This is a genomic window from Streptomyces sp. WAC07094, from assembly GCF_036320405.1.
Classification (GTDB): domain Bacteria; phylum Actinomycetota; class Actinomycetes; order Streptomycetales; family Streptomycetaceae; genus Streptomyces; species Streptomyces lannensis.
Window position 1 is genome coordinate 4,512,067 of record NZ_JAVMJZ010000001.1, and the last position, 14,268, is coordinate 4,526,334.

Sequence of the window (14,268 nt, forward strand, 5' to 3'; positions counted from 1 at the left end):
TACCCCTAGCGTGGGGCCATGAGCCGCCGCGCCGAAGACATCGAGGTACGCCCGATCACCGAACCCGAGATCCGGGACTGGAGCCGTGCGCTCAGCACGGGCTTCCTGCGTTCCCCGGCCCTCTCGGACCACGACGTCGCCGACCTCGGCACGTACGTCGTCCCGTCCCGTACGCTCGCCGCCTTCGACCGCGGCCCCGCCCGCATCGTGGGGACCTTCCGCTCCTTCACCCAGGAGCTCACCGCCGTCGGCGGGGCGACCGTCCCCGCCGACGCGATCACCAACGTCACCGTCACGGCCACCCATCGCCGCCGCGGCATCCTCAGCCGCATGATGGCCCTGGACCTCGCCGCGGCGAAGGAGCGCGGCGACGTCGCCGCCACACTGATCGCCGCCGAGTACCCCATCTACGGCCGCTTCGGCTTCGGCCCCGCCACCCACACCGCCGAGTGGACCGTCGACCTCCCCCGCACCGGTCTGGACCGTCACCGCTCCATTCCGGACGACGGCGGCCGCATCGACCTGGTCGACGTCGGCGAGGTGCGCAAGCTCGGCCCCGAGCTCCACGAGCGCCTCCGGCTCGCCCAGCCGGGGGCGATCAACCGCAACGAGCGCTGGTGGCAGGTCACCACGGGTGCGGTCCGCCAGGACGCCCGGCCGTGGACCGAGCCCTTCCATGCCGTCTACCGGTCCCCGTCCGGGGAGATCGAGGGACTCGTCGCCTATTCCTGCGACGACAACTGGGGCGACGACAAGCGGCCCACGAACACCGCGTCCGTCAAGAGCCTGATCACCACCAGCCCGGCGGCCGAGCGCGCCCTGTGGCACTACCTGTGCTCGATCGACTGGGTCACCACGGTGAAGTCGGGCCGCCGGGCCCCCGACGACCTGCTGCCGCACCTCCTGCCCGACCCGCGTGCGGCCCGTCTCACCACGTACGCGGACTGGCTGTGGGTGCGGATCCTGGACGTCGTACGGGCTCTGGAGGCGCGTACGTACGGCGGCAGTGGCGCGCTCGTCCTCGAGGTCGTGGACGAGGCGGGCCTGACCGGCGGACGCTACCGTCTGGAGGCCGGCCCCGACGGTGCGGAGTGCAAGCCGACCGACCTGGAACCCCAGCTGACCCTTCCCGTGGGCGAACTGGCGACGCTGTGGCTGGGGGACGAGTCCGCGGTGCGTCTGGCGGCGCTCGGGCGGGTGCGGGAACAGCAAGAGGGCGCCGCCCTTGTCGCCGACGCCCTGCTGCGTACGTCCAGGCGACCGTGGTGCCCGGACATCTTCTGAGCCCTCGCGGGCTTGGCCGGTCTCTGCGGTGTCACTCCTTCCGTGCGGGCGGTGGGCGCTTCGTGCTGTGCATCCGTAGCGATTCAGTTGTGGTGGTACGCCTGGTGCGGACCGACCGAGCTCCCGGCTCCCCTCCGGAAGGGAGTTCGGTCAGCCATTGTGCTGGCCAAGAGCGCTCAAGCTCTCTCAACTTCTCGAAGTTGGCGACCAACTTCACCTTACTTATCTCCGATTGGAGACGTCTCATAACCACCTTCCTCTGAACTGCCGGAAGATGGCGTGAAGTTGTAGTGTTTGGTCGTGGAGCCGGAACATGCCTCCGTCAACGGACGGAAGAGGTCACAGCGGCCACAGAGGTCGCACCATGATGTGGCCGACGAGCTGCGCAGCCGGATCAGGTCCGGAGTGCTGCGGCCCGGCCAGCGCATGCCCACGCAGGCCGAGTTGGCGGACGAGTTCGGCGTGGAGCGCGGCGCGGTGCGGCAGGCGCTGCGCATCCTGCAGACGGAGCGTCTGCTCGTCAACGTGTCCAAAGGGAGCCCGGCGACCGTCGCACCGCACATGGGCGGGGCCGCGGCCGGCCCGGAGGCTCCGCCCCAGCCCACGATGGTGGCGCTCGCCCCACGGATCTCGGCGGCCTTCACCGCTCCGCACGTGGAGATAGACGCCCTGTGTCTGACGTCGGTATCGCTCACGCTCGCGATGAGCGAGCCGTTGCGCGAGATTCACGCGGGGCGAATAAAACCGGCCAAGGTCGATGTGCGCCTGCTGCTGCCGAGCGGCCGGATCGAGCTGGCGTTCCCCAAACCGGTGGAGGACACCGACGACGGCCGGCTGCGCCGGCGCTGGCTGGCGCAGCGGAACGCCCAGGGCCAGGTCCTCAGGCACAACCTGCTGGCGCTGCGCAGCACGCACGGCATCGACGTGCATGTCACCTTCCGGGCGCTGCCGTTCACTCCGCCGGTGAAGCTGTACCTGCTCAACGGGGCGGAGGCGCTTTTCGCGTACTACACGGTGACCCGCCGCGGCGCGGAGATCGACCACGAGTACCTGGAGATGTACGACGCGGAGGGCACGCGGTCCATGCTGTTCCCCTTCGCGCAGGGGGCGGGACTGCGGGACACGACGTTCGTGGAGCAGTCGCATCTGTGGTTCAACGCCCTTTGGGAGACCATCAGCTCGGAACTGGAGCTCGGCGGCTAGCCGATGTCCTCCAGCGGGTCGGACGGTCTCCCGAAGGGCTGGTCAGAGGGCCGGCTGGGCGACCATCAGGGCGAGGACGACCGCCCCGACGGAGCTGCAGGTGGGGCTCTTGGCCTTGATGCCGACGGTCAGCAACAGCAGGCCGATGATGCCCATCGTCCCGTACTTCCACTGGACGAACTGGTCGAAGCCGACGACGAAGAGAGCGGAGAGAAGGGCTATGGCGGGCATGGTGGCACCTCTTTCCGTGCGGGTGGATCCGGGCGATCCGGCGGGCGGGGCAAGGGTGAGCGAACCGTCTGCATGGGGCGACTACCTACGGCTGGTGCGCGAGAGGAGGCAATCCCTCCGCCAACTCTTTCGAGTTGGCAACCAACTCCTTTAGAGTTATCCCCAGTTGGTCTATGCTTATAAACAACTATCAGACAACTCCACATAGATGGACGTAGGTTGTAGCGTTTGGTCGTGACCCAGGAGAACGTCGCAGTGAACGACAGCAGAAGGCTCTCGCCCCAGGAGATCGCCGAGACGATGCGGGACCGCATCCGTGCCGGCGAGCTGAAGGCAGGCGACCGCCTGCCCACACAGGCCGAGCTGGCCGAGGAGTTCGGTGTGGAGCGGGGCACGGTCCGGCAGGCCCTGCGCCTTCTCCAGGAGGCCGGCCTGCTGAGCAACGTCAGCAAGGGGAGCCCGCCCAGGATCGCCCAGCCCCAGCCGGTCAGGGACGAGCCGCAGCCGACGATGGTCGGGCTGACCCCGAGGCTCGTGGAGGCGTTCGGGTCCCCGCACGTCCGCATCGACGCGGCCTGCCTCACCGCGGAGACGCTGATGCTGGCGCTGGGCGAGCCGCTGCGGCAGATCCACGAGGGCCGCATCCGCCCGGAGTCGATCGACGCCCGCATCCTGCTCCCGTCCCGGGACATCAACCTGGCGTTCCCGATCTCGGTCCAGAGCCCGGGTGACGACGACCCGGTCCACAAGCGCTGGCTGGACCAGCGCAACGCCCAGGGTCACGTCCTGCGCCACAACCTCCAGTCCCTGCGCTCGTCGCACGGCATCGACGTCCGCGTGACGTTCCGCGCCCTGCCGTTCACCCCGCCGGTGAAGCTCTATCTGCTGAACGGGTCGGAGGCCCTGATCGCCTACTACATGCTCACGAGGCGGGAGGAGGAGGTCTACAGCCAGACGCTCGAGATGTACGACACCCTGGGCACCGAGTCCCTGCTCTTCTCCTTCGAACGCCGGACCGGGCAACGGGACGCGGCTTTCGTCGATCAGTCGCAGAAGTGGTTCGACGCCCTCTGGGAAACCATCACGTCGGACCTGACACTCTCCTAGTGACTTCTGATACGACGCAGACTGATCTGGTGGCAGAAGAGACTGAGAATCTGCGGAAGTTGATCGCCAAGGCGCGTTTTATACTCTTTGACTTCGATGGGCCGATCTGTCGGCTCTTTGCGGGGCACACAGCGGAGGACGTCGCGCGCCGACTGGTCGAATGGCTCGAGAGCCGGGGGCTGCGTGGCCTGCTGACCGAGGAGGAGCGGGTCCATCCGGACCCGCACTACGTCCTCGAGGCGATCCATCGACGGCATCCGCAGAGCGATCTGGTGACCGAACTGGAGGAACGGCTCACCCAGCAGGAGTTGAAGGCGGTGACGTCCGCGATGCCGACGCCGTACGCCGACCCGTTGATCCGCACCTGGAGCGCCCTCGGCGGTCAGCTCGCCGTGGCGACCAACAACTCCGCCCGAGTGGCGACCGCGTACCTCGCGAGACGCGACCTGGATTCCTGCTTCGCCCCCTATGTCTTCGGCCGCACACACGACCTCGACCTGCTGAAGCCGCATCCGCACTGCCTCAACCAGGCCCTCAACGCGATGGGCGCGGACCGCACCGCCTCCCTGATGATCGGGGACGCCCCCTCGGACTTCTACGCCGCTCAGAACGCCGGCGTCGCGTTCATCGGCTTCGCGCGCAACCAGGACAAGGAGAAACGTTTGAGGAGCGCGGGAGCCGAAGTCGTCGTGGAGTCGCTTGAACCGGTGCTGCGGATGCTGCGCGGTCAGGCCTGAGACATCAGGATGGCGAACACGACCGCGGCTCCCACCGCGAGGCGGGTGTGGTTCATCCGGATGCCCGCGAAGATCAGCGCCATGAGGATCGCCCCCGGTAGCCCGATCTTCGACTGGGCCAGCATCGACAGGACGAACTCCGCAGCGGCGACAAGTCCTTCTGACTGGATCACTTTCCCCACCCGATCCTTCCGCTTCCAGTCAACCAACCAACTTACCGACCAATTGGACTGGTTATCGTGATTGGCATGTGCCCTGCTTGCTTGATCCTGTAACCAACAGGGCAGTTGGACTGCTTGGTTGGCTGGAAACGGTTTGCCGATCGGGTGAAGGAGGTACGGTCGGCGTGTGGATGCAGAGCGCGTCGGTGAAGGTGGCGGCACGGAGTTCGACCGCGTCGCGGGAGTCCTGCGTGCCCGGATAGCCGACGAGACCTATCCGTTGAACGGCACGCTGCCCCCGCAGCGGGCGCTGGCCGACGAGTTCGGCGTCTCCCGCGACACCGTGCAGCGGGCGATCAGGGAGCTCACCAGCGAAGGCTGGATCGAGTCCAAGCGCGGAAGCGGATCACGAGTGATCAAGACCCAGCGCATCGAGTCCTCGACCCCCCGGGGCGTGAAACCGGGCGACCCCGTGACCGTGGGGTCATTCATCGAGCAGGCGTTCAATTTGCCGGAGGTCGACCTCGACGTCTACACGCTGACATCGGAGTCGCTCAACATGCATCTCAAGATGTTGTACGACAAATGGGTCCGCGATCGGAGAGTCGAATCGCATCCCACGCCCCCACGGGTGAAGCTGCGCCTTCTGCTGCCGGCGGAGGATCTGGAGCTTCCCTATCCGAAGGCCCGGAACGCCAAGGACGACTCCGCCGTGGCGGAGAGGCACCTGGGAATCGCCCAGGAGCACACGTCCTCGCTGCGGCGCGTGCTGGGCAACCTCCAGGCGGCGAAGCTCGTCGAATCCTTCGACCTCCAGGTACGCCACGTGAGACTGCCACCTGCGTTCAAGGTGTACCTGTTCAACGAGACCGAAGCCCTGTTCGGCCCCTACGTGGTCGACGAGCGGCCCATCGTCCTGGACAGCGGCAAGGAGATCGAGGCGCTCGATGTGATCGGACTCGGCGCCACGCTCACCCACCACATCAGGGACCACGACCCGAACTCACCCGGTTCGACGTTTGTCGACAGTATGCAGTTGTGGTTCGCCTCGTTGTGGGATCTGCTCGCGGTCTGACTTCCGAATCGGGTGACCGATTCGCCGCCATGGCGGCACGCCGCCTTGCATCCTCGCGACCCGTTACGTCGTTGAGACCAGTCCGGAGGGTGCGCGCTTCAGGTTGCCGCTAATGTTGCCGCAACTTGAGCAACAGGAGCAGCCCGTGGGCGCACCTCCCGTTCCCCGGCACGCCTTATGGGGACGATGGGCCGCCGGTGACGCCTACGACGAGTTCGTGGGCCAGGCAAAGCTGGGCGGGGTGATGACCAGGGGTCATCACAACCGGAACTATGTGCTGCCCCTGACCGAGGCCATGGCGCACCGCGTCAGACGCAAGCCGGGCACGAATGTGACCGTGCGCATGCGCAGACCGGAAGCGCTGCCGGTCGTGATCAGGACCTGGCGGGACGAAGCGGAGATCCTCGACGCCATCAAGGGGGAGCTGCCGCACGTCCCCACCTGTCTGGTCCGCGGCCGGGGGGTGTCCATCCACAGTTATGTGGAAGGAGTCCCGCTGTCCACGGTCTGCCCCAACGGCAAGCCGGTCGACAGGTTGCTGATCGACGCGCTGGCGGGACTGCTCGCCCAGATGTCGCAGGTGCGCAGGGAGGCGCTGCCGCGACTGCCCGAAGGGTGGCCGCGCAAGGACAGCCAGGGCTTTCTGAGGACACTCGCCCTTTGGGCCGACCGGCAGATCCGTCAGCCCAATTGGACTGCCTTCGGCGGACTGTTCGCCGCGCTCGGCATCCCCGAGGACGCACTGATCCGGCTGGCCGAGCGAGTGCCGCTCATGGTCCGCAGGCCCTTCAGCCTGCTCCACGCGGATCTGCACCGGGACAACGTGATCGTCACCTACCGCGGTGACCCGCCCCTGATCTGTGTGGACTGGGAGCTCGCGACCTACGGCGACCCCCTGCACGACCTCGCCACCCATCTGGTCCGGATGAAGTACCCGGCGTTCCAGTGGGACGAGGTGATCGACAGGTGGGCGCACGCCATGCAGGCCATCAGACCGATGGCGGCCAACGGTCTGGCCAGGGATCTGCGTCACTACGTTGCATTCGAGCGTGCCCAGTCCATCTACCCCGATGTGATCCGCGCTGCGACGTCGCTGGACGACTCGTTCGACCAGAAGAGCCTGGACACGGCGACCGAGAGCGTGAGCCGCGCCCTCCAGGCCGCGGCCGAACCCCTTCGGCTGGCCCATGTGCCGGACGTCGCCGAGATCGAGCGGGTTCTCATCCGGTGGCGGACGTCTCGGGGCGAGCAGGCGAGCGGTGTCCGCCGGACGGCCACCGCTCTCAGGTGGAAGCCAGACGAGCGGCTTCCCGAGCACCCTGACTTTCCGCGTTCGGCCGTTCGCGACGCCTTGCTCGCCGAGGGGTCCGCGCCGGCCAACCGGGTGTTCAAGGGCACCGGCCACCTCAACTCGGTGGTGCGCGTGGCGGACATCGATTTCCCCGTCGTGGTACGACGCAGGTTGGCATCCGGCTCTCGTCGCGAGCGCGGTTACCTGAGCGAACACGCGGTCCTCGCAGCCATCGAGCGGTCCGGTGTCCCGGTGATGGCCCCGAGGGTGCTCGCCCTCGGCGAGAGTCACGCCGGCGACCCCTTCGCCATCCACACATACGTCGGCCCTCCCGAGGGGGACCGGCCGCCGAACCATCCGGTCAACGGTCTGCTGCCCCACGAGGCGGACGGGCTGGTCGACCAGCTGTGCGCCCTGACACGGGTCGACTGCGCCTCCGTTGATCCGACGTCCTGCGAAGTGCCCTGCGGGGACGGCTTCTACGGATGGCTGAGTGAGCAACTCGCCCTGTTGGTGGCAAATCTGCCCAAGGAGTCTGAGCAACTGGCCCGAGTTCTGGGCCTGCCCGGTGCGCAACGCCTGCGGGAGATCCTTTCCCGGCACCGGGTGACCCACCGGTCCACCACGCTGCTGCACGGGGATCTGAACCCCTGGAATCTGGTGCGTCGGTCGGGCGGACTCACCCTCATCGACTGGGAGATGGCCATGGTGGGCGACCCGCTGTACGACTTGGTCCGCCATATGCATCTCACTCCCTCACGTCCCGAGATCCGCGGGAGGATGTTCACGCGGTGGTCCCGGTCGCTGCCGGAGGCGTACACGAGGGGCTGGCAGGAGGACTGGCGCATCTATCGGTGGATGGAGGTCGTCCGCTCGGCTTACGTGGACCTCGACCGTCTCGTGACCGGCGACAGTCTGGATGCCCCCAATGTGCGCCGGGCCGTGGACACGTACGCGATGACCCTGGCCGAGGCCACGGCCGCACTCGGATTGCGCGTCAAATCGATTGCGAATCCCCATCTTGTCCGTGCGCTGCCACACAAGGACCATGGAGCCCAACGGGTAGGCGGGCTCTCCGCGGACAACTGAACCACCGCTGGGCGCCTCGGCGCCGGGAGGGGCTGCGGATGTCCGTCGGTGGGAGAAGGCCGGCCGAAGGCGATGTGATCGAGCGTCTGAAGAGGCTACGGGCCCGCTACGAGCCGGCGGTCACACGGATCCTGCTGCTGGGGTTCTTCGTCACGGGGCTGGTCGCGCAGTTCGTGAAGCCGGTGGGGGACGCCCTTCAGGGCAAGGTGTTCCTTGGCGGCGCCCTGCTCAGCCTGGTCGGCTACGTCCTGTACGACTCGGTGAAGGACCTGACCGTGTCCCTGCGGATGCCACCGCGCCGGCAGGTCAATTCGCGGGAGCTGGGCGGCTTCGTCAGCGAGGCGTTCAGCGCACGCACCGTGGAGATCAGCTTCCTCGGCTATACCGGCGAAACGCTCTACAACGAGCTCTACCATCGCCTCGAAGGGCTCCTCGACGATCCCGGCCCGACCAGACACGTCACCATTCGTTTCCTGATCCCGGACTTCGGACAGTCGATGACCGTGCCCTCGATGGTGGGACCGGACGGGATGCCACTGGACGACCCCGACTTCCGTAGGCGGCTCGAGCTGCGGTGCCAGGAGTACGACCGCACCCTCTCCATCATCGCCGAGAGGCTCACCGCGGTCGGCCGGGTGGCGGCGGAGTGCGAGTACCGCGTCTATCCCGGCATACCGAGGGACAAGGTCTGCATCTTCAACAGGGAGTTGGTGCTGTACGGCCTCTACGACGTGGCCGCCCGGACGATGCTGCGCAGCACGGATCCCGAGTTCTACGACCCGAAGGGCTATCGCACGGACCTCAACGTCTGGTCCCAGGAGGGCGGTGACGAGGCCAAGACCGTGATCACCACATGGAACAAGCACTTCGACGACCTGTGGACCCTCGCCGCGAACCCGAGCTGGAGACAGGGGACGACGGCGTGAGGGGTGCCTCTATTGCCGGATGGAAAAGCCGCAACCTTGCCTTCTGGCACTCTCACCGGATCTCAGGCGAACGGTGAGCCCGCCAGGTGTGTCTGAGCGCCACGAGTTCGCTCCGGGGCAAGTGTTCACCCCACTTGACCCGGTATCCGCTTTCGCCGTGGACCAGCGCAACCTCGTCGAAGCAGCGAACCACCGCACGGGCGATACCGCCGATGCGCAGCGCTCCGGACAGTTCGGTCCCGGCGTTGTCGTGTTCACCGCCGTGCCGCAGTTCGAGCAGGCGCAGCCGGGTGTACCCGGCCCCGTCGCCGCCATCGGTGCCTCCAGACGCCGGAATCCGCGGGCAGCGTGACGCGTCGCAGCAGAAGCCGCCGGTCGAACGTCCGTTCCTGGTCCCGTGGTTGAACGATATGCGACCTCACCGGCACGGGCGGAGGAGTTTGCTCCTCGATGGCGGGCAGGAGGCGGAAGGGCCCGGCACCGTGGCTGACCGACCTTCGCGGACGCAGGGCCGCCCCGCACGGGCGGCACCCCCCGGACGTGACACGACGCACTTTTGCAAGCGGCCTGCTTGCAATTGTTAGCAAGGGTGCGGCAAGGTGGACGTATGGCATCGCTCAACGTCGGCAATCTCGGTGAGTACCTGCGCGAGCAGCGGCGCAATGCGCAGCTGTCGCTCAGGCAGCTCGCCGACGCCGCCGGGGTGTCCAATCCGTATCTGAGCCAGATCGAGCGCGGGCTGCGCAAGCCGAGCGCGGAGGTGCTGCAGCAGGTCGCCAAGGCGCTGCGGATCTCCGCCGAGACGCTGTACGTGCGGGCCGGCATCCTCGACGCCGAGCGGGACCGGGACGAGGTGGAGACACGTGCGGTCATCCTCGCCGATCCCACGCTCACCGAGCGGCAGAAGCAGGTGCTGCTCCAGATCTACGAGTCCTTCCGCAAGGAGAACGGATTCGAGATCGCCCGCCCGGACACGGACGACGCCCAGGACACCGCAGCCCCCGGCCCCCGTACGGCCGACGACGGTGATGCCGGTCCGCGGAAGAGCGAGGGGTGACCTCAGGACCGTGACGACCAGCGAAACGCACGGGACGACTGGAAAGCGCCCCGCGGGCCACCCAAAACCCTCAGACGAAATGCGATCCGGGAGGACCGTTCCCATGGCCATCAGCAACGACCTGCGCAAGACCCTCAGCGACCCGACCCCGCTCTACTTCGCCGCCGGCACCGCCGATCTGGCGCTGCAGCAGGCCAGGAAGGTGCCCGGCCTGGTGGAGCAGCTGCGCTCCGAGGCCCCGGCCCGCATCGAGGCCGTGCGCAACACCGACCCGAAGGCCGTCCAGGAGCGGGCCGCGGCCCGCGCCAAGGTGGCCGGTGCCCGCGTCAAGGAGACGCAGGAGAGCCTCCAGACCAAGTTCAACGAGTTCATCAACGGTCTGGACTCCGACATCAAGAAGTTCGGCACCAACCTCGACGCCGACCTGAAGAAGCTCGGTGAGACCGCCCAGGACCTCGCCCTGCGGAGCGTCGGTGTCGCCGCCGAGTACGCCGTCAAGGCCCGCGAGACCTACGAGAAGGTCGCCGAGCACGGCGAGCTGGCAGTGAAGACCTGGCGCGGCGAGGCCGCCGAGGAGATCGAGGAGCTGGCCGTAGCCGTCGAGGGCAAGCCGGAGCCCGTCGTCGTCAAGGACGAGCCGAAGCCCGTCGAGGCCGTGGCCGAGCCCGCCGCCCCGGCGAAGAAGCCGGTGGCGAAGAAGGCCCCGGCCGCCAAGAAGGCCCCGGCGAAGAAGCCCACGCCGCCGGCGAAGTAAGTAAGTGCGAGGGATCGGGTGACATCGTACGGACCGGGCACTTGCGCAGCGCCCGGTCCGTTCTCACGGATACACGGCTGCCGGACACGGGTACGGTGGCCGTACATAGGACTCGACCCGGGTGGTGGGCATAGTGCTGTTGACGGCATTCGGCGGCTTTCTCTCGCTGCTGTACCTCGCCATGCTGGTGCTCGCCGTGGTGGCACTGGTGATGGCCGCGCTGTACCGGAATGACGCGTACCGGGCGGCCGACAAGCAGAACAAGGGCTTCTGGCTGATCATCCTGGGTATCGCTGTCGCGGTGAACCTGCTGGTGCCGATGCTCTTCCTGCAGCTCGCGGGCCTGGTGGCGAGCATCGTCTTCTTCGTGGACGTCCGGCCCGCCCTCAAGCAGATCTCCGGAGGCGGCTGGGGCCGGCGTCGGCGCGGAAGCAGCAGCGACGGTCCCTACGGTCCGTACAACGGCGGACGATAGACGAGGACAGCGGTCCTACCGGTACGACGACGGCGGCGGGCATGGCCCGCCGCCGTCGTGTTGATCGTCGTCGCGTCGCTTGTCGCCGTGCGTCACGGTCCGCGGTCGAGCAGGACGACCGCGACGTCGTCCGCCAGCTCACCACCGTTGAGGTCGCGGACCTCGTTGACCGTGGTGCGCAGCAGTTCCTCGCCGGTCAGGCCGTCGGCCAGCCGGCGTCGCACCAGCTCCAGCATGCCTTCCTGGCCGAGCCGCTCGCGGCCCTCGCCGATACGTCCCTCGATCAGCCCGTCCGTGTAGAGCATCAGGCTCCAGACGGGCCCCAGCTCGACCTGCAGACGCGGCCAGCGGGCGTGCCGCAGCAGACCGAGCGCCGGGCCGTTGTTGTCGTACGGCAGCAGCTCTGCAGGCCGGTCCGGGCGGGCGACCAGCGGGGACGGGTGGCCGGCCAGACACAGTCCGGCGCGGCGGCCGTCCGGCGCGATGTCCACCGTGCACAGCGTCGCGAAGATCTCCTCGTTGCCGCGCTCGTGCTCCAGCACCTGCTGGAGGGTGGACAGCAGCTCGTCACCGCACAGGCCCGCGAGCGTCAGGGCACGCCAGGCTATGCGCAGCTCCACACCGAGCGCCGCCTCGTCGGGGCCGTGCCCGCAGACGTCGCCGATCATCGCGTGCACCGTGCCGTCGGGCGTGCGGACGGTGTCGTAGAAGTCACCGCCGAGCAGCGCGCGGGAGCGGCCGGGGCGGTAGCGGGCAGCGAAACGCAGCGACGAGCCGTCGAGCAGCGGATTGGGCAGCAGCCCCCGCTCGAGACGGGCGTTCTCCTGGGCCCGCAGCTTGGACTCCGTCAGCCGGCGCTCGGCCGTCTCGGAGCGCTTGCGTTCGACCGCGTAGCGTATCGCCCGGCTCAGCAGACGTCCGTCCAGCTCGTCGCGGAACAGGTAGTCCTGGGCGCCGACGCGCACGGCCTCGGCGCCGCGCTCGGCATCGCAGGACGCGGTGAGGGCGAGGACGGCGTGCCGGGGCGCGATCTGCAGGACGTGCCGCAGTGCCGCCAGCTCGTCGTCCTCGGCCGCGGCCCGGCCGGGGGCGGGCAGCGCGAGGTCCAGCAGGATGCAGTGGACGTCGTCCGTGAGCAGCCGCCCGGCCTCGGTGAGGTTGCGGGCGGTGCGCAGCCGGATGGGACGGCCCGCGGTGTCGAGCATCTCGGGCACGATCGGCGAACCGGCCGGGTCGTCCTCGATCACCAGCAGGGTGAGCGTCTCGGCCGCGGTGGTGCCGCGGGCGGCCGGCCCCTGTGCGGCCGCGGTCACGGGCAGGGACTCGGCTTGAGCCTGACCACTCTCCGCGGCCGGGATCGCCCTCTGCCGCGGTACGGGTACGGGCATCGTCTTGGGTTCCTTCCCTCCCCCCGAGGGCACGGCGGGGCGAGGGACCTCGACCCACCGACGGGGACCATAGCGGTAGCCGAGGGGGCAACGGAATGCCCGGTGGGGCGGCTCGGGGCAACCGGCCGCCGTCATATGCCGCATCAGGTACCGCAGTTGGACAGGGCGGACCCCACCTGGGATGACGAATGTCACGTGTGGTTGAGGTTTTGGGCGGGGCCGTCGTGTGCCACGTCACGTGAGACGCATCACGCGTCCGGGCGAACGACCCCCAGGATGGGCATCGAGCCCGCGCCCGCGATGGTCACCGTCCGGCCCGGGCGCGGGGCGTGGATGATCGCGCCGTGACCGATGTACATCGCGACATGGCTGGCGTCATGGAAGTAGATGATCAGGTCGCCGGGGCGCATGTCCTTGACGTCGACGTGCCGGAGCTGCTTCCACTGCTCCTGGGAGGTGCGGGGGATGGGTGTGCCGGCCGCGATCCAGGCCTGGGAGGTCAGGCCCGAGCAGTCGTACGACTTGGGGCCCTCTGCGCCCCATACATACGGTTTGCCGATCTGGCGCGTGGCGAACCGCACGGCCTTCCTGCCCTCTTGGGAGGCCTTGGCCTTGATCTCCTTCAGTATCCCGGAGTCGAGCCAGGCGGTCTGGGCCTTGTGTGCGGCCTCCTCCTCGAGCTTGCGCAGCCGCTCCCGTTCCTTCTTCTGCAGCTGCGACTGGAGCTTCTCCGCCGCGGCGATCTGCTTCTCGATCCTCTTCTTGGCCTCGGCCCTGACTTTGCGGTTGGCGTCGAGTTCCTTCCAGCGGTCGGAGGCGTCGCGTGCGTACTGCTCCAAGTCGTGCTGTGTGCGCGTCAAGTCGGCGAGCAGGCCCTTGGTCGCGCGTTCGCCCTGGCGGACGGTGCCCGCGTCGTCGAGGAACGCCTGCGGATCGCTGCTCAGCCAGAGGCGCACCTCTGGCGGCAGACCCCCGCCGCGGTACTGCGCGCGGGCCGCGGCACCGGCGCGGTCCTTCAACTCGGCGAGCCTGTCCTGCCCCTTGACGATCTCCCGGGCCAGCTCGACGATCTGCGCCGACTGCTCCTTGCTCTTCTCCTCGGCCGCGTTGTAGGCGTCGGTGGCGACCGCGGCGTCGTGGTACAGCGTGTCCAGCTTCTCGCGGACGGCTTCGAGATCCCCGACCGTCGCCGTCGCCGACCGGTCGGACGGCCTGGGCGTCGGCCGACCCGGGTCGGCGGACGCCTCCGCGGGCACGCCCAGCACGGTGACTGCGCAGACCAGAACGATGGCCGACGTGGTGAGGGTCCGCTTCCCGGATCCCATAACTTCGCCCCCAAAGCTGATTAACTGTCAGTAACTCCCAGACGCCTGGGGGATCGTGTCACGGCAGCGTGCAAAGTGACAGAGGCAGGACTTAGGGGCGCAAAAAACTCCCTCTCCTGCCGCACCTCGTACGACGATCTCCCTCCCCCACAGGCCGTCTTCGTA

The 14,268-nt window shown here is 68.2% G+C and carries 15 protein-coding genes; 11 read left to right on the forward strand and 4 right to left on the reverse strand.

Annotation, left to right across the window (positions count from 1 at the left end; translation table 11 throughout):
- Positions 1-18 precede the first annotated feature (18 nt).
- Both RCR19_RS19900 and RCR19_RS19905 read left to right on the forward strand, forming a co-directional pair.
- On the forward strand, positions 19-1,284 hold the full coding sequence (locus RCR19_RS19900) for a GNAT family N-acetyltransferase (protein ID WP_331266360.1): 1,266 nt from the start codon (positions 19-21) through the stop codon (positions 1,282-1,284).
- A 294-nt stretch (positions 1,285-1,578) separates the two neighbouring features.
- Positions 1,579-2,487 carry a GntR family transcriptional regulator gene (locus RCR19_RS19905; RefSeq protein ID WP_331266361.1) on the forward strand — a complete coding sequence of 303 codons (909 nt, stop codon included), beginning with the start codon at positions 1,579-1,581 and terminating at the stop codon, positions 2,485-2,487.
- Positions 2,488-2,529: 42 nt separating this feature from the next.
- Here the strand turns inward: RCR19_RS19905 and RCR19_RS19910 are convergent, their stop codons facing one another.
- Positions 2,530-2,718, reverse strand: a complete 189-nt coding sequence (locus RCR19_RS19910) for a hypothetical protein (RefSeq protein WP_220293578.1) — start codon at positions 2,716-2,718, stop codon at positions 2,530-2,532.
- Between the two features lie 228 nt (positions 2,719-2,946).
- On the opposite strand from RCR19_RS19910, the gene RCR19_RS19915 reads away from it, so the two are divergent.
- Together RCR19_RS19915 and RCR19_RS19920 are read left to right on the forward strand one after the other, a co-directional pair.
- Positions 2,947-3,825 carry a winged helix-turn-helix domain-containing protein gene (locus RCR19_RS19915; protein ID WP_331266362.1) on the forward strand — a complete coding sequence of 293 codons (879 nt, stop codon included), beginning with the start codon at positions 2,947-2,949 and terminating at the stop codon, positions 3,823-3,825.
- Positions 3,774-4,562, forward strand: coding sequence for an HAD family hydrolase (locus RCR19_RS19920; protein WP_331266363.1), 789 nt, complete (start codon positions 3,774-3,776; stop codon positions 4,560-4,562). The genes RCR19_RS19915 and RCR19_RS19920 overlap by 52 nt, the downstream gene beginning before the upstream one ends.
- On the opposite strand, the gene RCR19_RS19925 is transcribed toward RCR19_RS19920, so the two are convergent.
- Positions 4,553-4,735 carry a hypothetical protein gene (locus RCR19_RS19925; RefSeq protein WP_331266364.1) on the reverse strand — a complete coding sequence of 61 codons (183 nt, stop codon included), beginning with the start codon at positions 4,733-4,735 and terminating at the stop codon, positions 4,553-4,555. The genes RCR19_RS19920 and RCR19_RS19925 overlap by 10 nt on opposite strands.
- Before the next feature lie 175 nt (positions 4,736-4,910).
- Between RCR19_RS19925 and RCR19_RS19930 the strand changes: the two genes are divergently transcribed.
- The 7 genes from RCR19_RS19930 to RCR19_RS19960 all read left to right on the forward strand — a co-directional run bounded on the left by RCR19_RS19930 (position 4,911) and on the right by RCR19_RS19960 (position 11,390).
- Complete coding sequence (locus tag RCR19_RS19930) at positions 4,911-5,798, forward strand: GntR family transcriptional regulator (protein ID WP_331266365.1); 888 nt, start codon at positions 4,911-4,913, stop codon at positions 5,796-5,798.
- A gap of 244 nt (positions 5,799-6,042) precedes the next feature.
- Positions 6,043-8,178, forward strand: a complete 2,136-nt coding sequence (locus tag RCR19_RS19935) for an aminoglycoside phosphotransferase family protein (protein ID WP_331269494.1) — start codon at positions 6,043-6,045, stop codon at positions 8,176-8,178.
- 74 nt (positions 8,179-8,252) lie between these two features.
- On the forward strand, positions 8,253-9,104 hold the full coding sequence (locus RCR19_RS19940) for a hypothetical protein (protein WP_331266366.1): 852 nt from the start codon (positions 8,253-8,255) through the stop codon (positions 9,102-9,104).
- Between the two features lie 157 nt (positions 9,105-9,261).
- Entirely contained in the window at positions 9,262-9,456 is a 195-nt protein-coding gene (locus RCR19_RS19945) for a hypothetical protein (protein WP_331266367.1), read from the forward strand.
- A 255-nt stretch (positions 9,457-9,711) separates the two neighbouring features.
- Positions 9,712-10,161 carry a helix-turn-helix transcriptional regulator gene (locus tag RCR19_RS19950; RefSeq protein WP_059126960.1) on the forward strand — a complete coding sequence of 150 codons (450 nt, stop codon included), beginning with the start codon at positions 9,712-9,714 and terminating at the stop codon, positions 10,159-10,161.
- Between the two features lie 103 nt (positions 10,162-10,264).
- The gene (locus RCR19_RS19955; protein ID WP_331266368.1) at positions 10,265-10,915 is read left to right on the forward strand and encodes a hypothetical protein; all 651 of its coding nucleotides are present in this window, start codon (positions 10,265-10,267) and stop codon (positions 10,913-10,915) included.
- Between the two features lie 133 nt (positions 10,916-11,048).
- Positions 11,049-11,390 (forward strand): DUF2516 family protein, encoded by a 342-nt coding sequence (locus RCR19_RS19960; protein WP_059127112.1) that lies wholly within the window; start codon positions 11,049-11,051, stop codon positions 11,388-11,390.
- A 92-nt stretch (positions 11,391-11,482) separates the two neighbouring features.
- Here RCR19_RS19960 and RCR19_RS19965 read toward each other — a convergent pair whose 3' ends face one another.
- The gene (locus RCR19_RS19965; protein WP_331266369.1) at positions 11,483-12,778 is read right to left on the reverse strand and encodes a fused response regulator/phosphatase; all 1,296 of its coding nucleotides are present in this window, start codon (positions 12,776-12,778) and stop codon (positions 11,483-11,485) included.
- A 248-nt stretch (positions 12,779-13,026) separates the two neighbouring features.
- Positions 13,027-14,103, reverse strand: a complete 1,077-nt coding sequence (locus RCR19_RS19970; protein WP_331266370.1) for an NlpC/P60 family protein — start codon at positions 14,101-14,103, stop codon at positions 13,027-13,029.
- Positions 14,104-14,268 lie beyond the last annotated feature (165 nt).

Coding starts and splice junctions, on each gene's coding strand:
- RCR19_RS19900 (WP_331266360.1), top strand. CDS start 19: ATGAGCCGCCGCGCCGAAGACATCGAGGTACGCCCGATCACCGAACCC.
- RCR19_RS19910 (WP_220293578.1), bottom strand. CDS start 2,718: ATGCCCGCCATAGCCCTTCTCTCCGCTCTCTTCGTCGTCGGCTTCGAC.
- RCR19_RS19935 (WP_331269494.1), top strand. CDS start 6,043: ATGACCAGGGGTCATCACAACCGGAACTATGTGCTGCCCCTGACCGAG.
- RCR19_RS19950 (WP_059126960.1), top strand. CDS start 9,712: ATGGCATCGCTCAACGTCGGCAATCTCGGTGAGTACCTGCGCGAGCAG.
- RCR19_RS19955 (WP_331266368.1), top strand. CDS start 10,265: ATGGCCATCAGCAACGACCTGCGCAAGACCCTCAGCGACCCGACCCCG.
- RCR19_RS19965 (WP_331266369.1), bottom strand. CDS start 12,778: ATGCCCGTACCCGTACCGCGGCAGAGGGCGATCCCGGCCGCGGAGAGT.
- RCR19_RS19970 (WP_331266370.1), bottom strand. CDS start 14,103: ATGGGATCCGGGAAGCGGACCCTCACCACGTCGGCCATCGTTCTGGTC.